This is a genomic window from Urinicoccus timonensis, assembly GCF_900232945.1.
Classification (GTDB): domain Bacteria; phylum Bacillota; class Clostridia; order Tissierellales; family Peptoniphilaceae; genus Urinicoccus; species Urinicoccus timonensis.
On the sequence record NZ_OCTU01000001.1, the window covers coordinates 837,947 to 855,896 of the forward strand.

At 44.1% G+C, this 17,950-nt stretch carries 19 protein-coding genes; 7 read left to right on the forward strand and 12 right to left on the reverse strand.

Going from position 1 to position 17,950, the window contains the following annotated elements; genetic code table 11:
* Window positions 1-50: 50 nt before the first annotated feature.
* The 5 genes from CS898_RS03860 to murB form a co-directional block, all read right to left on the reverse strand.
* Complete coding sequence (locus tag CS898_RS03860; protein ID WP_009431593.1) at window positions 51-314, reverse strand: HPr family phosphocarrier protein; 264 nt, start codon at window positions 312-314, stop codon at window positions 51-53.
* The gene (gene whiA / locus CS898_RS03865; protein WP_009431429.1) at window positions 311-1,261 is read right to left on the reverse strand and encodes a DNA-binding protein WhiA; all 951 of its coding nucleotides are present in this window, start codon (window positions 1,259-1,261) and stop codon (window positions 311-313) included. Before whiA ends, CS898_RS03860 begins: the two co-directional genes overlap by 4 nt.
* Before the next feature lie 126 nt (window positions 1,262-1,387).
* Window positions 1,388-2,356 carry a gluconeogenesis factor YvcK family protein gene (locus CS898_RS03870; protein ID WP_009431867.1) on the reverse strand — a complete coding sequence of 323 codons (969 nt, stop codon included), beginning with the start codon at window positions 2,354-2,356 and terminating at the stop codon, window positions 1,388-1,390.
* 1 nt (window position 2,357) lies between these two features.
* Window positions 2,358-3,206: an RNase adapter RapZ gene (gene rapZ / locus CS898_RS03875; RefSeq protein ID WP_009430477.1), complete on the reverse strand. Its 849-nt coding sequence runs from the start codon at window positions 3,204-3,206 to the stop codon at window positions 2,358-2,360.
* An 8-nt stretch (window positions 3,207-3,214) separates the two neighbouring features.
* Window positions 3,215-4,108, reverse strand: a complete 894-nt coding sequence (gene murB, locus CS898_RS03880) for a UDP-N-acetylmuramate dehydrogenase (protein WP_009430982.1) — start codon at window positions 4,106-4,108, stop codon at window positions 3,215-3,217.
* A 125-nt stretch (window positions 4,109-4,233) separates the two neighbouring features.
* On the opposite strand from murB, the gene CS898_RS03885 reads away from it, so the two are divergent.
* Window positions 4,234-5,607, forward strand: coding sequence for an APC family permease (locus CS898_RS03885; RefSeq protein ID WP_009430429.1), 1,374 nt, complete (start codon window positions 4,234-4,236; stop codon window positions 5,605-5,607).
* A complete protein-coding gene (larB, locus tag CS898_RS03890; protein ID WP_009431038.1) occupies window positions 5,573-6,310 on the forward strand; it encodes a nickel pincer cofactor biosynthesis protein LarB in 738 nt (245 codons plus the stop codon). The genes CS898_RS03885 and larB overlap by 35 nt, the downstream gene beginning before the upstream one ends.
* Before the next feature lie 24 nt (window positions 6,311-6,334).
* Here larB and recR read toward each other — a convergent pair whose 3' ends face one another.
* From recR to dnaX, 3 genes are read right to left on the reverse strand one after another with little or no spacing between them, the layout of a single operon-like run.
* Window positions 6,335-6,946: a recombination mediator RecR gene (gene recR / locus CS898_RS03895; protein ID WP_009431624.1), complete on the reverse strand. Its 612-nt coding sequence runs from the start codon at window positions 6,944-6,946 to the stop codon at window positions 6,335-6,337.
* Entirely contained in the window at window positions 6,946-7,281 is a 336-nt protein-coding gene (locus tag CS898_RS03900) for a YbaB/EbfC family nucleoid-associated protein (RefSeq protein WP_009430087.1), read from the reverse strand. Before CS898_RS03900 ends, recR begins: the two co-directional genes overlap by 1 nt.
* A gap of 11 nt (window positions 7,282-7,292) precedes the next feature.
* Complete coding sequence (gene dnaX, locus CS898_RS03905) at window positions 7,293-8,936, reverse strand: DNA polymerase III subunit gamma/tau (RefSeq protein WP_009430680.1); 1,644 nt, start codon at window positions 8,934-8,936, stop codon at window positions 7,293-7,295.
* 161 nt (window positions 8,937-9,097) lie between these two features.
* Here dnaX and CS898_RS03910 point away from each other — a divergent pair, with 161 nt between their 5' ends.
* From CS898_RS03910 to CS898_RS03920, 3 genes are all read left to right on the forward strand, one after another.
* On the forward strand, window positions 9,098-9,388 hold the full coding sequence (locus CS898_RS03910) for a hypothetical protein (protein WP_039880584.1): 291 nt from the start codon (window positions 9,098-9,100) through the stop codon (window positions 9,386-9,388).
* Window positions 9,389-9,545: 157 nt separating this feature from the next.
* A complete protein-coding gene (locus CS898_RS03915) occupies window positions 9,546-11,234 on the forward strand; it encodes a zinc-ribbon domain-containing protein (RefSeq protein WP_099208152.1) in 1,689 nt (562 codons plus the stop codon).
* Window positions 11,235-11,341: 107 nt separating this feature from the next.
* Complete coding sequence (locus CS898_RS03920; protein ID WP_234976014.1) at window positions 11,342-12,148, forward strand: NAD(+)/NADH kinase; 807 nt, start codon at window positions 11,342-11,344, stop codon at window positions 12,146-12,148.
* Between the two features lie 55 nt (window positions 12,149-12,203).
* On the opposite strand, the gene CS898_RS03925 is transcribed toward CS898_RS03920, so the two are convergent.
* From CS898_RS03925 to CS898_RS03935, 3 genes are read right to left on the reverse strand one after another with little or no spacing between them, the layout of a single operon-like run.
* Window positions 12,204-12,902, reverse strand: coding sequence for an ABC transporter permease (locus CS898_RS03925; RefSeq protein WP_099208153.1), 699 nt, complete (start codon window positions 12,900-12,902; stop codon window positions 12,204-12,206).
* A gap of 8 nt (window positions 12,903-12,910) precedes the next feature.
* Window positions 12,911-13,663 carry an ABC-2 transporter permease family protein gene (locus CS898_RS03930; protein WP_099208154.1) on the reverse strand — a complete coding sequence of 251 codons (753 nt, stop codon included), beginning with the start codon at window positions 13,661-13,663 and terminating at the stop codon, window positions 12,911-12,913.
* Between the two features lies 1 nt (window position 13,664).
* Window positions 13,665-14,558 carry an ATP-binding cassette domain-containing protein gene (locus tag CS898_RS03935; RefSeq protein ID WP_009430812.1) on the reverse strand — a complete coding sequence of 298 codons (894 nt, stop codon included), beginning with the start codon at window positions 14,556-14,558 and terminating at the stop codon, window positions 13,665-13,667.
* 127 nt (window positions 14,559-14,685) lie between these two features.
* Between CS898_RS03935 and CS898_RS03940 the strand changes: the two genes are divergently transcribed.
* Together CS898_RS03940 and CS898_RS03945 are read left to right on the forward strand one after the other, a co-directional pair.
* On the forward strand, window positions 14,686-15,381 hold the full coding sequence (locus CS898_RS03940; protein ID WP_099208155.1) for a response regulator transcription factor: 696 nt from the start codon (window positions 14,686-14,688) through the stop codon (window positions 15,379-15,381).
* A gap of 2 nt (window positions 15,382-15,383) precedes the next feature.
* Window positions 15,384-16,679, forward strand: coding sequence for a HAMP domain-containing sensor histidine kinase (locus CS898_RS03945; protein ID WP_099208156.1), 1,296 nt, complete (start codon window positions 15,384-15,386; stop codon window positions 16,677-16,679).
* Window positions 16,680-16,767: 88 nt separating this feature from the next.
* Here the strand turns inward: CS898_RS03945 and CS898_RS03950 are convergent, their stop codons facing one another.
* On the reverse strand, window positions 16,768-17,949 hold the full coding sequence (locus CS898_RS03950) for a homoserine dehydrogenase (RefSeq protein ID WP_009431610.1): 1,182 nt from the start codon (window positions 17,947-17,949) through the stop codon (window positions 16,768-16,770).
* Between the last annotated feature and the right edge of the window lies 1 nt (window position 17,950).

Sequence of the window (17,950 nt, forward strand, 5' to 3'; positions counted from 1 at the left end):
CCTTTCTAAAATAAAAGAGTTTTAACAGTCCCCCATTAAAACTCTCCGAATTACATTTCAAAATTATCTTCAATTAATTTTGCCAGACTCTCGACAGCCTCGACTTCATCTGGTCCATCTGCTTGGATGGTTATTTTTTCACCACTATAGGCTCCTAAGGACATGATTCCTATGATACTTTTCCCATTGACAGTATCTCCGTGAGCCTTTAAGTTAATATCGGAAGAAAATCCATTGGCGCATCGAACAAAAATCGCTGCCGCTCTTGCATGAAGTCCTTCTTTATTTTGTAATGTCATTTCTTTTTCTTTCACTTATTCTCACCTCTTAGTTTGTTCGCAATTGATTGAATCTTCTTTAAACGATGACTCACACCACTCTTTCCCACTGTGGGATGCATCTTTTCCCCCAATTCCTTTAAACTCGAACTCGGGTTTGAAAGGCGGATTCTGGCAACTTCTTCCAGAGAATCCGGGAGTTTATCCAAGCCTATTCTTTCTTCAATAAGCTTGATGTCTTTGATTTGCCCTAAAGCGGCATTTATGGTCTTGGACAGGTTGGCCGTTTCGCAATTGACAAGTCGGTTAACTTGGTTCCGCATATCCTTCATGACACGTACATCTTCAAAAGCTAGAACCCCTTGGTTGGACCCCATTAAGCTAAGTAAGTCTGAAATCATTTCAGCTTCTTTTAAGTAGACTATATACTCTTCTTTTCTTTTAGCTATGCTTGCTTTTAAATGAACAGTTGACAGTAAAGACTGGATGGACTGAGCGAAAAGGCTTTGACTTGTAATAAATTCCATATGATAGGTCTTAGATGGGTTGGACAGGGTCCCGGATCCTAAAAAGGCACCCCTTAGAAAGGCTCTCTTTAAAGAGTCTGTTCTTACCAAGTAGGGGTCAATCTCATAATTGGGCATAAATACGTTTTCATTTTTTAGGAATTTTATGTCATCTAAAAAGACCCTGGATAGGTCGTAGTCTTCCAATTGAATGTGGTAGACATTCTTTTTCTTTAATTGCTGGCTCTTTCGAACTTCAACTGTAATATGGTCATGATATAGAGCTTTTAAAAATGAAAAAATCCGTCTTGAAGTTGCCGCATTTTCCGTTGTAAAAGACAGGCAATACTTTTGGTTGCCTAAAAAGTGAATCCGGCCACACATGGGCATAAAGCCAGCCAACTCACTTATCATCTCTTGCATGTCCTCAACCTTGACCCGGGCAATTTCATCTTTAATATCTGTTGAAAAGCTCATCTTATCACCACCTTTGGATTTAAGAATTGCTATTGATATTATACTATAAGGCCTTGATTCTTTCAATGGAAATTTCCTAAATTCCCCTTAAAAAGGGACCTTCTTCCTAGAAAATCACAAATCTGTTTAGGGGGCTAAGAATTCTTTTAGGGCCTGGTCTACAGTGGAAATCTTATGACGGGCAAAACCTTGGCTTTGGTCTAAAAAATCTCCCGTCACTAGGACCAGCCCCTCTTTTTCCAGGGTCTGTCTTTCCTCTCTTTCCAGGAAGATTTGCTCTGCCCTGTTCTTACCCTGGTAACTGGCCTTAAGGGTTTCAGATAGGGGGGTCTTATTGACCAGGCAGGCATCTAAAAGGCCCGGATAACTATGGGCTTCCAGAGCTCGAATGTGGTCTGTCAGGCTGTAGCCGTCCGTTTCTCCTGGCTGGGTCATGATGTTCATCAAGAGGATCTTCTTGGCCTTGGACTTTTTTAAGGACTTGGCCACTCCATCTACCAGGAGGTTGGGAATGACCGAAGTATAAAGAGAGCCCGGTCCCAAGACAATGGCATCAGCATCCAAGAGGATTTTTTCGCAGTGGTAAAACATCTTGGCCCCACCGGGAAAAAGCTCCATCCGGTCAATATGGGTTTTTTGCTTCAGGGCAACCTTGGGAATGGCAGATTCTCCAATACACCTTTCCCCATTGGCAAAACGGGCCACCAGGTGGTTTTTATCCAGGGTCACAGGCAGGACCTGGCCGGAAACCTTCAGGACCTGGCTCAGCTCTTCCACTGCCTGTTCAAAACTCCCATACATATCGGACATGGTGGCAATTAAGAGGTTGCCGAAGTTTTGCCCCTTCAGGGGACCTTGTTTGTAACGGTAGTTAATGAGTTTGCTCATGGTGGGCTCTGTGTTGGCCAGGGCAATCAAGCAATTTCGCAAGTCTCCTGGGGGCAAAAGTCCCCACTGGGACCGGATCATCCCAGACCCTCCCCCATCATCCGTCATGGTGACAATGGCTGAAAGGTCATAGTCCCGGTGCTTGAGACCTCGAAGGATGTGGCTGATGCCAGACCCTCCCCCTATAAAGCAGACTTTTTTCTTCATGTCAATCACCTGATTCCATGTCCCGGTGGCGGGTTTGAATCAAGAGGTCCAATTTTTCCAACCTCTTGGCTAGAGCCTCTGTCATGGCCACAGACCGGTGGAAACCTCCGGTACAACCCAGGCCAATCACCAGCTGCCTCTTGCCCTCTTCTATGTAGTGGGGAATCAAAAAGACAAACAAGTCATAGAGCCTGTCTAAAAATTCTTGACTTTGGGCCTTGGATAGGACAAAGTCTTGAGTTTCCTTGTTTAGACCATTTAGCTTTTTCAATTCTGGGATATAGTAGGGGTTGGGTAAGAAGCGGACATCAAAAATAATGTCTGCATCTTGCAAAATCCCATACTTAAAGCCAAAGCTATTAATGGTCACCCGGAGCTTAGCCTGGTCCTTGCTGGCCAGTTCCTGGGTCAAGCGTTGCTTGAATTGGTTGGTAGACAAGTTGGAGGTGTCAATGACAATATCGGCTTGGTTTTTAATATTTTCCAGCTCTTGCCTTTCCTTGCGGTAGCCTTCCACAATGGAATCTCCCAGGGGATGGGGGCGTCTCCTTTCCTTATAGCGGGCCACAATGACATCCTCGCTGGCCGACAAGAAGAGGATGGACACCTTGATCTTCTTGTCCTTGGCTTTTTCAATGGCCTGGGGCAGGTTGGAGAAAAAGACCCCACCCCGGGTATCCATAACCACGGCCACCTTGTGGATTTTTGGAGATTCAATGGCCAGGTCGATAAATTTTTCTAAAAGAGAGGGAGGGAGGTTGTCCATGGAAAAATAGCCCAGGTCCTCCACTACGTCCAAGGCCACGCTTTTTCCTGCCCCACTATAACCGGTAATGACTAAAATTTCCATAGCTCCTCCTATCTTCCTAAGACCTTGACTTCTGTCTCCAGGTCTACTCCGAACTGGTCTTTTACCAACTTTTGTACTGTTTCAATAAGTTCCACCACAGCCTGGGTTGTGGCCCCATCCTTGTTGATGACAAAGCCACAGTGTTTTTGGCTCACCTGGGCTCCCCGGTGGTAGAGACCTCGACAGCCCGCCTGGTCAATAAGTTGACCGGCATAGTGGCCCGGGGGTCTTTTAAATGTGGACCCAGCTGAGGGGTATTCCAGGGGTTGCTTGTTTAGGCGCCTTTGCCAAAGGTCCTCCATCTTGTCTTGAATCTTTACAGGATCTCCCTTTTCCAGGGCAAAGCTGGCCCAAAGGACAATGTCTTTTTCCTCTTGGACCCGACTATGCCGGTAGGCAAAGTCCATCTCCTCATTAGAAAGAACCTTGACCTGGCCTTGACGGGTCATAAGGCAGACTTCCTTAACTGCTTGAACGCATTCCCCATCATAGGCCCCTGCATTCATGGTAATGGCTCCCCCCACAGATCCGGGAATGCCATGGGCAAATTCCAAACCTTCCAGGGAAAGGTCCAGGGCAAATTCTGCCAGGTCCTTTAGGCTGGCCCCGGAGTAGGCCCGGATGGTCTTTTGGTCAATCTTTTCTATTTTTTCAAAGGCCTGGCCCATGTGGATGATGACTCCATCCAGACCCTGGTCACTAATAATTAAATTGGTCCCCTTGCCCAGAACCATCCAGGGCAGGGATTCTTCTTTACAAAGACGAATGATTTCTTGAATTTCATCAGGGCTTTGGGGCTCAATAAAAACATCCACCGGTCCGCCCAGGCGGAAGCTGGTGTGATTTTTCATGGGCTCCTGGTAGCTCACTTGACTAAATTTTGAAAATAGGTCCTTTTCCATAATTCACCTCTACTTTATTATACTCTATCCCTGGCAAGAATCCTAGATTTAAAGTTCTAATCTGTTGAAAAACCAAGCCTGAAAGCCTATAATAGATAGTATTAAACTTTACTATTGGAGGAACTATGAAGGAAACATCAAATTATCAAGCCTATGGTCTGACCACAGTGATTACCATGATTGTGGGAATTGTTGTAGGTTCAGGAATCTTTTTTAAAGCCGATGACATTCTCATTGCCACTGGAGGCAGTTTTAAGCTGGGCCTGGTCATCCTGGTCCTAGGAGCTATGGGGATTATCTTTGGCTCTCTTAGTCTATCCCAGTTGGCCTTGGATAACCAAGACAGTGGTGGAGCCATGTCCTATTTTGAGGACACCTGGAACCCATCCATTGCATCGGGCTTTGGCCTCTTTCAACTTGTTATGTACCTTCCCAGCGTCCCTGCTGTGGTGGCCTGGGCTGGAGCTCTATATACCTTTATGATCTTGGGCATCCCCTCTAGTCTGGAGATGGAAGTAGGCCTAGGTTTGGTCTACCTCACGGCCTTTTGTCTTTTAAATGCCCTGCGACGGATTTGGGGAGGTTACCTACAAAACCTATCCACCTTTGTCAAGTTAGTCCCCCTCTTCCTCATTGCCCTAGCTGGGATTTTCCTAGGCAAGGGAAGCCTGCCCTTGCCGGCTGGTGTGACTCCTGTAGAGCCCTCCAAGCAAGGGGTGAGCTTTCTCGCTGCCCTGGCTCCCATGGCCTTTTCCTATGATGGTTGGATCATTTCTACCACCATTGTTCCTGAGGTAAAAAATCCCAAGAAGAATGTTCCCTTGGCCTTAATCCTATCTCCTCTTTTGATTTTATTCATCTACATCCTCTACTTTACAGGGGTTGTCCACTATGCAGGGGAAAGTTTTATCCTCACCATGGGAGATGCCACCATCAATTCCATTTCCATGGACCTTCTAGGGCCCATTGGAGGAAAGGTCTTAATGATCTTTGTCTTGATTTCCGTTCTAGGTGTCTTAAATGGAATCTGCCTAGGAGGAATCCGGATGCCCCAAGCCCTGGCCCAAAGGGGTATCCTTCCTAAGAGGATGGAAGAACTCCACCCCCGCTATCAAATCAACTTACGGTCTAGCTTGGCCTTCTACCTCCTAACCCTCTTTTGGATGGGCCTCCATTATCTTATTTTGAAATTCAACCTCCTGGGAGGTCGGGATGCCAGTGAAATCGCCATTGTTTTTTCCTATGCATCCTATATTCTCCTCTATATTCGTTTGATCCAAGGCTATCTCAAGGGTCAATACAAGAGTTTTTTCCGGAACTTTTTTGCTCCCATTATGGCCACCCTGGCTGCCTTTTTAATGATTTGGGGAGCCTTGATGTCTAGTCCTTTTTATGTCCTAGCCTTTTTACTCCTAAACACCCTGGTCTTTATTTTGGGAACAAAGCTCTACAAGGAGGATAGTAATGAACGAGTCACAAGTCAAAAAGATCATCAGTGATTGCCTGGCTGGGCAACTTTCTCTAGATGAAGCCAGTAGCCAGGTCCTAGGTGTCCTGAAGTTAAAAGATGCCCAGGTGGACCTGGACCGGAAAGACCGGTGTGGTTTCCAAGAAGTTATCTACGGCAAGTCCAAGACCATCCCCCAGGTGGTGGAGATTTTAGGCGCTATGGCCCAAAGGGGTCTGGACAATATCTTGGTTACCAAGGCCTCAGCCCAAATGGGCCAGGTCCTGGTAGAAAAATTTGCTGGCTCCTATGACTCTGCTGGCCAAATCTACCACTATGGGTCCTACCCTCCAGCCCAGGCCCAAGCCACCCTCCTCTGCGCCGGAACTTCAGACCTCCCTATTGCCCAAGAGTGCTTGGTCACCCTAAAGGCGATGGGCGTTTCCTGTAACTTTATCAAGGATGTAGGCGTAGCAGGAATCCACCGGCTTTTAAACTACCAGGATGACCTGGCCCGGTCCAAGGTGGTCATTGTCATTGCTGGTATGGAAGGAGCCCTACTTTCCGTGGTAGGTGGTCTGGTGAAGTGCCCTCTCATTGGGGTTCCTACCAGTGTGGGTTATGGGGCCAGCTTCCAAGGCTTGGCGGCTCTTTTATCCATGCTCAATTCCTGTGCAACCGGCTCGGCTGTTGTCAATATTGACAATGGCTTTGGGGCAGCCGTCTTAGCCAGTCGAATCCTTCAAATCCACTAGAAATAAAAAGGAAGTAGACCTCTTTCAGTCTACTTCTTTTTTTATTTCTACTCGATTTTCCAGGGCCGTTCCTACCGTTACGGCATCATAATATTCCATATCTCCCCCAACGGGCAGGCCGTAGGAGATCCGGGTACACTTAATCCCCATGGGTTGGATGAGCTGGGCTAAATATAGGGCCGTCAGCTGCCCATCCTGGGTAGGATTGGTAGCCAGGATTACCTCTTGAAAATCATGGTCTCCCAGCCGGGTTAAGAGTTCAGGAATGGTGAGCTCATGGGGCCCCAGTCCCTTTTGAGGGGCAATGACTCCGTGAAGAACATGGTAGTAGCCGTTGAACTTACCAGTTTTTTCCATGGTTACTACATCTTTTGGATGTTCCACCACACAGAGGATAGACCCATCTCTTTTAGGGTTGGCGCAAATTTCGCAAGGGTCTTGGTCTGAATAGTTGGAACAAAGAGAGCATTTTTTTGTCTCCCTCTTGGCTGTCAAAATGGCCTGGGCCAAATTTTCCACATCTTTTTCCTCCTGGTCCAGGAGGTAGTAGGTCAACCTTTGGGCTGTCTTTCGGCCAATCCCAGGAAGTCTGGACAGTTCATAGACCAGACTTTCGATGGGTTGTTGCCCCTTCATTAAAACATCCCCGGTATGTTTAGACCACCTGTCATCTTTTGGTAGGCTTCTTGGGACTTGTCGTCCACTTTTCGCAGGGCTTCATTGACAGCAGCTAGAACCAAGTCTTCCAAGGTTTCTACATCATCTGGGTCTACAACTTCCTTGTCAATATGGATTTCCAAAACTTCCTTTTCCCCATTGACTTTGGCTGTAACAACTCCTCCACCGGAAGATGCCTCCACAACAGATTCCTTGAGTTCGTTTTGCATTTCTTCCATTTGCTTTTGCAGCTTTTGTACCTGCTTCATCATATTTTTGTTGTTTCCCATGCCGGGAAATCCACCACGTGCCATTTCTTTCCTCCTTATTTTTTCTCTACAAGGTCTTGGCCAAAAAAGTCCACGACCTCGTTCTTTTTATCTTTTTCTTGGTCTTCTTTTAAATGAATGGATACCTGAACCTCTTCCTCCAAAACTTTTTGGAAGGCCTCTGTAATCAAGTGGAGATTTTCCTGGCTGGATAAATTTCGCACATGAAATTGGAAGTTGGGTTCAAAGACCAGCTGGACCTTCTTTCCTTCCTTATAGGCCTTGGCATCTTTTAAGAGGGCATAGATGGTAATCTTTCCATAGTCCTTACAATAGTCCTTGACCTCATTAAAAAGATCCATATCGATTTCTTGACCTGGCTTCTGGTCCTGTTTCCCTATTATACCATGTTCTTGGTCTTCCTTAAAGGAGGGAGATTTTTCCTCTTTTGGGGCCTTTGGAGGCCTTTCTTGGCCAGGATCTTTTTCTTCTTCAGGGACCTCTTTTTTCTTATCTTGAGGGGCCTGAGTTTTTTCAGTTGGGTCTTGAGTTTTTTGAGGAGCTTCCTGGATTTTCTCTGGCTTGGGCCTTGGCTCTAGGTCTTGGTCCAAGGCCTTGGCTGAAGGAGTCTTTTCTTGGGGTCTAGCCTGACTCCCAAAGGCCAGGTAGGCATCCATAAAGCCAATCTCTACAGCCAGAAGGGGGTCCTTGGAATAACGCAGGGTCTGGACGGTTTCTTCCAGGGCATGCATGGCTTGAAGCCAGGAGGCCAGCTGGAAGTCTTCCAGGTAGTCCTTGTCTGGCTTGAGGCCGGATTGGACTTGGACCACCAGGTCCTTCATCTGGTAAAGGAGGTCCATAAGGAGTCTTTCCAAGTCTCGCCCATCCTTGTAGGCTTGGTTGAGAACAGAAACGAAGGAAAAGGTCCGGTCTTTAACCAGGTCTCTTAAGACCTGGTCTATAAGGTCATCTTCTACCAAGCCCAGGCTGTCTTGGACTTGGGCTAGAGTTAAATGCTTGTCCAGGTAGAGACACTGCTCTAAAAGAGAGAGGGCATCCCGCATGGCTCCCTGGCTATGCCGGGCAATCAAGGCCAGGGCCTCCTGGTCTGCTGACTTGCCTTCTTTTTCCAAGATTCCTTCCATACCTTGGATAAGGGTATCTTGGTCCAAGCGGCGGAATTGAAACCTCTGGCAGCGAGACCGGATGGTAGCCGGGATTTTTTCCAGCTCTGTTGTGGCCAGGATAAAAATCAAGTGCTTGGGAGGTTCTTCCAAAATCTTTAAGAGGGCATTAAAGGCCCCCTTACTCAGCATATGTACTTCATCTATGATGTAGACCTTATAGCGACCAATTCCCGGAGGATAGACTACTCTTTCCTTTAATTCCCGGATGTCGTCCACTCCATTGTTGGAAGCGGCATCCATTTCTACCACATCCATCATCCGGTCTTCCAGGATGAGTTTACAGTTTTCACACTCATTACAGGGGTTGCCATCTATAGGATGAAGGCAATTGACGGCCCGAGAAAAAATCTTTGCCGCCGAAGTCTTGCCGGTTCCCCGACTTCCCGAAAATAAATAGGCATGGCTGGTTTGGCCCTGGATGATTTGATTTTTTAAGGGTATGGTCACCTGCTTTTGGCCTAGAAGCTCATCAAAAGTCTTGGACCGATACTTACGATATAGCGCTTGATACATTTTATCCCACCTTTTTTATTATTATATCAAATCTTGACCTTGGATAGAAAGTTACTTTCGTCAAAAATTTTTAACTAAATTTACACCTAATTTTCACATTCTTAAGTTAAACTATAGCTGTCAATGAAAATGACGTATAACTATTAGGAGGTATTTTAGAAATGAAAACATTACGTAAAGTATTAGCTGTTGCTTCTGTTGGAGCTTTAATGATCGGTGCTGTTGCTTGTGGTAACAAACCAGCTAACAACGCTGCTAACGCTGCTAACAACGCTCAAAACGCTGCTGTAGAAGCTAACCAAGCTGCTACTAACGCTGCTGCTGAAGCTAACAAAGAAGCTACTGAAGCTAACAAAGCTGCTGCTGAAGCTAACCAAGCTAAAGAAGACGCTGCTAACGCTCAAAACGCTGCTAACGCTGCTGAAGCTGAAGCAACTAACGCTGCTAACTAATCTTAGCTGCTGATTTAACTTTTAAATCAAAAAGAAAAGCTCCGGAAACCCGGGGCTTTTCTTTTGTTTATCCGTCAATTTACAGGATTTTTATGTTATAATAAAAATGTTATAGCAGCTTGATAAGCTATAGACTAAATAAACAAGGAGGGGCTTTATGTATTGTATCAATTGCGGTGAAAAACTCGTTGATGGAGCAAAATTTTGCCACCGCTGCGGAACAAAGCAACCTTTTATACCTCACTCTTCCACAAGATCCTACCCTCCCGTTCGAGATGAAGATATTAAGAGAGAAAAACCTCTAGACGGGCCTAGATCTATTGAAGAAACCATGCATTCCACTAGTGATTTAGTTGATTTAATCCAACAAGTGGACGAAAAAATAAATATAGACCTTACCCTGCATTCCCGGGACCAAGGTGAAGAAAATCCAAATTTTATTGGCCCCAAAAAGCCAAAAGATCTTAGCCCTCAACCCACCGGTAAGACCCAACCTGTGACTAAAATTGACCAAGATTTAGAAGAAGCCAAGAGTCTAGACCCTAAAGAAGAAAAAATAGAGTCTTCAGAACCTCCGGCTAAGGAAAAGGCCAAGGACCCATCCCAAGGCTTTGTCAATAAGCTCAAGGCCGGCTGGCAAAAATTCATCCATGAAGAAGATGATGAGTACAGTATCTTTTCTGCCCTGAAGAATAAGTCCACTCCCCAAGAAGATATCCAACGCAATATCAGCGATGCAGAAAAACTTCCCATGGAAACCATTGAACAAAAAGCCAGTCCAGAATCCATTGACTTTAGCAAGGATGCTGACCTCTTAGAGGAAATAGTGGTCAACAAGAAAATTGACCAGAAAAAAATCGCCGACCTCAAGAAGTCTGAACTGGAAAATAAGGAAAGATTGAAAAAAATCCGTCAAAGGAACCTCCAATTAAAGCCCAAAGAGTCCGATGACTACATCTTCTATCCAGATTCCTTTGACCATATGGATTTTGATAATATGGAAAAATTAGAAGAAGACGACCTATCCAAGTCTCAAAAAATCGTCTTTACTCCGGAAAGCTTGGAAGAAGAATCCTTTGCCGACAAGGCCAAGGCCTCTCTCAAGGGTCTTTTTGCCGGCAAGGCCAAGTCTCCTAAAGACCGGCCCAAGAAAAAGGAAACTTCCTTCCTGGACCAATTCAAAATCAAAAAAGCAGACAAGGACCTTTTGAAAGAAGATTCCTTAGAGGATGAGATTTCTTCTAGCCCTCAAAATTCTATCAAAAAGGCCCCTGTTAAGAACGAAAAAATTGATAATTATATGGAAAAGGTCCATGACCGGATTTATGATGGACTGGAAAAACTCCATGCCACTGGTCAAAAGGGAGTCCTCTTCCTGGCCATTATCGGTTTGGTTTTTTGCCTACTACCTGTAGCCCTGGTGGGCCGGTCCTTTTCAGCCATTATCTATGGTATTTTAAAGGTCCTAATTACAGCTTTTATCTTCCATACAGCCCACAAGGTTGCTTTTAGGTCTGTTCGAATCCAGGTTTCTAAGCCCCTACAAAACCTAGGCTGCCTGGCCAACTGGACCCTTTGCCAAGTAGTCCTGGCCATCCTCTTTCTCCTCTACCCCCGGCAAGCCACCCTGGGCTTTAACATGCTGGGAGCCTTGACTCCGACCATCTGGGCAACCCTGATTTATTATTGTATCACCTGCCTTTTTGCCCAAGGTCTCTTATGGCACCGACTCAAAGGCCTTGCTAAGGTCCAATTTTTAGGTTGGTATGCCATTAGCTTTATCACCCTGGATTTAATTTCAAAGTTGATTTGGATTTTATTAAACTTTATCCTATCCTTCAGCTAAAAAAGAGCCTTCGGGCTCTTTTTCTGCTTCCAGCTTGTCAATTTACCACTTTTGCTTTAAGATTATAAAAGAATCTACTATTTATTTTATGAATAAAGGAGCTTATTTTGACACAAGAGTCTATTGTAAATATTATTTCCAATTCAAACTATGAGTCCCGCCGGGTCACCAAAAGACTCATGGAAAAATTAAAAAATTTAAATTTTGTCCCCAGCCTGGACTTTAACCAAGATGCCGTTTTAACTATTGTCGTGGGAGGAGACGGGGCCTTTATCAAGGCAGTAAACAAAACCGCCTTTTCCAGTATCCCCGTTGTGGGCATCAATACGGGGCACCTGGGCTTTTACCAGGAAATCATCCCGGATCAATTGGACGACTTCCTAAAAGCCTATGTAGAGGGCAACTATATGATTGAAGAACTCAGCCTTATTGGGGCCGAGGTCTTTACAAAAAACCGAAGCTTCTACCTGACGGCCCTGAACGAAATTGTCGTCAAGGCTCAGCACTCCAAGGTCATCCATCTCAACCTCTTTTTAAACCGCAACCATGTGGAAAAATTTTCCGGAGATGGGATGTTGGTGGCCACCCCTTCCGGATCTACAGGCTACAACTTTTCTGCTGGAGGGTCCCTAATTTACCCCACCATGGAAGTCCTGGAAATCACCCCCCTAAACCCCCTTACCTCCTCCGCCTACCGGAGCCTGTCCAATTCCATTGTCATTCCTGGAGACATTATCACAACCATTGTCCCGGAACGCCGCTACACCAATAGCTCCCTACTGGTGGTAGATGGAGTGGAATATACCTACCGGCAGTTGCGAAAAATCAACATCCGGATGAGTAAGAGAAAGATCCAACGGATTACCCTAAATAAGGACAATTATTGGACCAACCTCAAGTCCAAGTTCCTATAAAAAAGCTTGTGGAGATATCTCCACAAGCTTTTTTGTTGGCAATTTTTCATGATTTCTATTCATAACTTAAAAACTTCTTGGAAAGGTATAAAAAGAGGACAACCTCTCCCAAAGCAAAAAGAATTAAAAGGGCTAAATCATGGGCATTTATATACCTGAAGTTGTTGGATTCAATGGCCAAAAAGCTCAGGCCAATTACTTTTAGAGACCTATAGGCTGTGGCAAAGCCCAGCATGGTAAAGGCACTGGATAAGAGAACGATGATTCCAAAGGACCGAATCCTTATGGCCAGGGCTCCAAAAATTCCTATAATGGGCAGGGACAAAAAGATGCTCATGAAGATATAGTAAATATACATATTGAAGTTTATACTGGCAAAATTTCCTATATACCGCCCAGCTAGATAAAACAAGACCAAAAAATAGACTTGGCAAAGACTTATGATGATCAGGGCTAAAAGAAACTTGGCCAAGACAAAGGCCATATTTTTCTTGGGGCTTAAACGGATAAATTTCAACCCGGCCCTGTGCTCTACTGACCATAGGCTGGCGATGACAATGGCCACCAAGGGAATAAAGAAAAAGGAAAAGTAAAATAGGCTAACCTGGGTCCAGAGACTTTGCCACTGGTGGGTCAGACTTTCCCTATTGCCCATATAGTTTACCAGGCCAAAGACATTGGCTAGTAGAGGGATAATCAGACTTGCCAGTAAAATATTTACAAATTTTATTTTTTTTAATTCTAACTTTAACATGTTTCCTCCTAGTCTTTCCATAGCCGGTAGAACTTCATTGTCCTTAAATAAGCCAAGCTAGTAGTTAAAAGGACCAGGGCTATGATCAGGGTATAAAAGTTTAACGGGTTTAAAACTTGGACAAATCGGTCCCCCTCTTTGACATAGGAAAGGTTCATAAGGCTGGCCATCCAAGCAAAGGGGTTGATATAGGTTAAAATTTTAGAGGTCAGCATGGAAATAATTCCGGTCAACCCTCCTATAATGGAAAGAAAGGACAGGGTGTAGACTTTTTTTGCCTTCATTTCCACTATCATAAAAAAGCCCAAGAAAAATAAATTGACCATTAGGGCCGATAGGTTTACCAGCCCAAATCTTAGGGCCAGCCCACCGGTCATATGGAAATAGTCTGACCTCCTGGCCAGGACCAAGAAGACCAGGGCCTCAATGATTTGCAATAAAAGCAACCTGAAAGACAGGTTTTTAAATTTATCCAGGAGAATGGAGTTGACCCTTTCTCCAAGGATGATCTGCATCTGCCACATCTTATTTTTTTCTTCAATCTCAATGACTTTTTTTACAAGAGAGGAGATTAAAATGGGATTGGCCAATAAGGAGATAAATAAATAGCTGTCCAGGATATAAGCCAGGGGATACTTGCCCTGTAAAAAAGATTGGGAAAAACTGACCCCTGCCACCATAAAGGTTTGGGCGAAAAATACCAGGACAATTAAGAAGTTGATTCCCAGTCTCTTGCATTTTTTTCTTTCTAACTTTCCCATACTAAGACCTGCTCTCTTGGATAAATAGCTTTTCCAGACTTTCCTTTTCTTCCTCTATCCTATAGATGTCCAGCTTGCCATGTAAAAAATTCACCATATCTGCAATCTCTTGGTTGGACATCTTACCCAAAATAATCTTTTCCCCCCTGGTCCTGTCTTCAGGAAGGTCTAAAAGGTCCAGGGCTCTTTTGTTGTCCGATGTCATTAGGGAGATAAAGGGGGGATGGAGCCGCCTATAACCTTCCAAGCTCCCATTATAGGTCAATTTTCCATCCTTCAGAATACCTATGTGGCTGGAAATTTTTTCGATTTCATCCAGGATATGAGAAGAAATCAGGATGCTGGTTGAGGTGTTTTTGACGATATCCTTAAACAAGTTTCTCATTTCTTCAATCCCTTGAGGGTCTAGGCCATTAATGGGCTCATCCAAGATTAGGAGCTTGGGATTTCCAATTAAGGCCATGGCTATGCCCAGCCTTTGCTTCATGCCTAAGGAATATTCCCGGGCCTTCTTTTTGCCCAAGTTTTTGAGGCCTACAAGGTCTAAGGTCTTTGAAATTTCTTCCTTGGGAATCCCCTTGAGTTGGCAGATGATTTCCAAGTTTTCATAACCTGTGAGGTGGTCGTAAAAGGATGGGTTTTCAATTAAGGCCCCCAGGTTCTTGTTCAAGTCTTTTTGATTTTTAGGGCCTACTTCCTGGCCAAAAACCTTAATGACCCCCTCATCTTTTTTCACAAGGCCCAGGACCAGCTTCATGAGGGTGGACTTGCCGGCTCCATTTTTACCTATGAGGCCATAAATAGCCCCTTCTTGAATGTCTAAAGAGTCGATATCTAAGACTTTTTTCTTCTTGTAGGATTTTTTCAAATTTTTTATTTCCAATATTTTTTCCATAATCATTCCTCCTAAAGCTAGGATACCAGGCCTAGATAAAAATACTCTTTATCCAAGGTCACTTTTACATCACAAAGACAAATAAATGAAAAGACTGGTGTATAATAAGCTTAATAGGGGGGTTTAAATGGACTTTAGAAAAAATTTTTCCATCCTAATTGTAGATGATGAAAAAAGCTTGTTGGACAATTTATACCAGTTTTTAAAGGCTAAGGGCTTTAAAAAGGTTTATACGGCCAAAAATTTGGAGGAATCCAGGTTTAAATTGGAAAACTTTAAAATTGACCTTATCGTTTTAGACCTAATGCTTCCAGATGGCAGTGGTTTTGACCTCTTAAGGGAGGTTCGGCAAACTTCTGATCTAGCGGTCATCATCCTGTCTGCCTTAGATGGGATTGATGACCGGAAAGAAGGCTTTGAAAACAAGGCCGATGACTACCTAGTCAAGCCCTTCTTCCCAGATGAACTCCTCTGGAGGATTGATGCCGTTTTAAGAAGGAGCAAAAAAATAAGGACCCAAGAAAAAATATCCTTAGGTCCTGTGGTTTTCGATAAGTCCAGGGGGGTCCTGGAAAAAAATGGCCAGGAAATTGCCCTAACGGCCAAACAGTTTAAAATCCTGGACTACCTCTGTCAAAATATCAATCAAATCGTTTCAATTGACCGGATTCTAGACAATGTTTGGGAGGACTCTTATGGCTACGAGAATACCCTTATCACACACATCTATCGGCTCCGGGAAAAGCTAGAGGACAATCCCAGGGACCCTAAAATCCTAATTACCATAAAGGGTCTCGGTTATAAGCTTGTTAAAGAGGACTAGTCATGTTTAATTATATTTTAAAAAGGTTTAAAAAAATTGTTCTTAGGATTTTACTTTTACTCTTTTTCCTAGTCTGTCTACTGGTGATCTTCCTCTATTTAAACTACAGGTTAACTTATGACTATACAAATCCTGATGATGTTTTTTCTTATGTGGAAAAGAATAAAAGCACCCACTATCTCAATGAAAAAAACAAAAAGTTTTTACAAGAAAGGGGCATTTGGTCCATAAGGCTGGACCGGGATGGCCGGGTTGTGGAAAGTTTTCATAAGCCCCAAGAAGTGAAAGACCAGTTCGACCTTACAGATGTTGCACGGTTCACCCGGTTTTATTTGGCTGACTACCCTGTATTTACCTACATTGTAGGGGATGGGCTAATCCTCTTTGCCTACCCCAAAAATTCTTTGGATAAGTTTCCCTTTAATTATTATAGTTACAAAAACCTTATTTTTAATTTAGAGATGGTTATCGTCTTTATACTTTTATTTTTACTCTTTGTCTATATCATCTATAGGGTTGATATTAAAAATATCTTTAAAAATATCCTTCCTCTTCAAAGAGCAATCGATAAGCTTTATGAAGAGGACTATGAAAGGTTAAATGAAGATGGAGAATTAAAGGACCTGGCTATTTCCATAAATAAGGCCAATGAAAAATATCATAATTTAAAAGAAGCTCAAGATAAGTGGATTCGTGGCTTAAGTCATGATGTGAGAACTCCTCTGGCAAAAATTTCCTGGGAAGTCAGCAAGGAAAATAAGGAAGACCTTGATACAAAAAATATTCAAGACCAAGTTTTAAAAATTTCAACTATCCTGGAGGGCTTAAACCTCACCCTGTCTCTTTCTAAGCTGGATAAAGAAAGTTTTACAGAAGAAAACCCCTTAAAAGTCATTCGAAAACTCATTGTGGACAAGCTTAATGAAAAACCCACCAGGGAAATTATTTTTGAAAATAAGATCAACAATCCAAATCTAAGGATTAAAATGGACCCCAACTTATTTTATAGGATGCTGGAAAATATTTTAAAAAACGCTCTTAGCTATACAGAGGAGCAAATTAGGGTTACAATTTCAGACCCTGAGAATAAACTAATCATCAAGATATCAGACCAAGGTAAGGGAATATCGGAAGATGTCATTGATAAAATTAATAGGGAAGATTTGACCAATGTGACAAGACATGGTTTGGGCATCTTGATTTCCAAGCAAATAGCCCAATTACACGGCGGGGACTTTGTCATAGAAAACCAAGACCCCGGCCTCCAAGTGTCCTTTCTCTTTAACCATGTCTATTGAAATTCCCCCTGCAATAACCATAAAAAGACCGAAGAGATTCTTAAATTCTCTCCGGTCTTTGATTTATTTTCCATAAACTTTGATCTTCTTACAGGATCCGGGCAAAAAAGACTCCGGCTCCGGCCTCTCTCAGGTCTCCAATTTTTTCCACCAGGTCTTGACGGAAGACTTCCTTGGTCAGGATGCCTTGGCCTTCTTCCAGGTCCAGTCTTTCTAAGACCCAGTCCTCCGGCAGGTTGTAGCCTTTGTCCAGGGAGACATAGTAGCTGGCCCGGATATTGTTTTGGCTGGTCCCTTGGGCCTGACCAAAGGCAAAAGCTCTCTCCTTGCTATTGGCAATTTCCATCAGGTCACAGACAATGGCATTGCCTGTAGGGTATTTACCGGCTCCCGGCCCAATAAAGGTCAATTGACCCACAAAGTCTCCGTGAAGACCCAGGGCATTGATTTCTCTATCTACTCCGTACAAGGGGTGGTTTAAGTCCATTAGGGCAGGTTCCACCAAGAGGCTGTAAGCTTCCTCTTGCCTTTTAAAGCTAGCCAGGAGTTTGACCTTTAAGCCCTTTTTCTTGAAATAGTTGATGTCTCGAACTTGGATTTTGGAAATCCCCTCCAAGGCCACCTGGTCTTCCAAGACAGGAAAGCCCAGGGCCAAGGAGGAAACAATAACCAGCTTGCGCATGGTGTCTAGGCCCTCTACATCATCTGTGGGGTCTGCTTCAGCAAAACCCAGGTCTTGGGCCTTTTTCAGGGTCTCTTGGTAGGACCAACCCTTTGTTAACATATTGGTCAGGATATAGTTACAGGTCCCGTTAAAGATCCCTTCAATGGAATCAATCTTATTGAGGTTGGCCTGGGCCTTCAGGGGGGTAATGACGGGAATACCTCCGCCTACTGCTGCTTCATAGAGGAAGTGGACCCCATTTTTCTTGGCCAGGCTTGTGAGTTCTTCCAGGTGGAGACTCACTACCGCCTTGTTGGCTGTTACAACATGCTTTTTCCTCTCCAGGGCCTCCTTCATAAAGGCAAAGCCCTGGGCCTTGGCTCCTGTCACTTCCACAATGCAGGAAATTTCTTCATTATCTAAGATTTCTTGGTAGTCTGTAGTGACCAGGTCCTTGTCCAGACCACACCGGTCTACTTCCTTGGGCAAGACCAGAACTTTGGCTACTTGAATTCCCCCTAGGTCCTCCAAGGTCTCTTTTCTTGCCTGGAGAATGTCATAGGTCCCCCGGCCTACAGTTCCAAAACCTAAAATAGCAATTTTCATA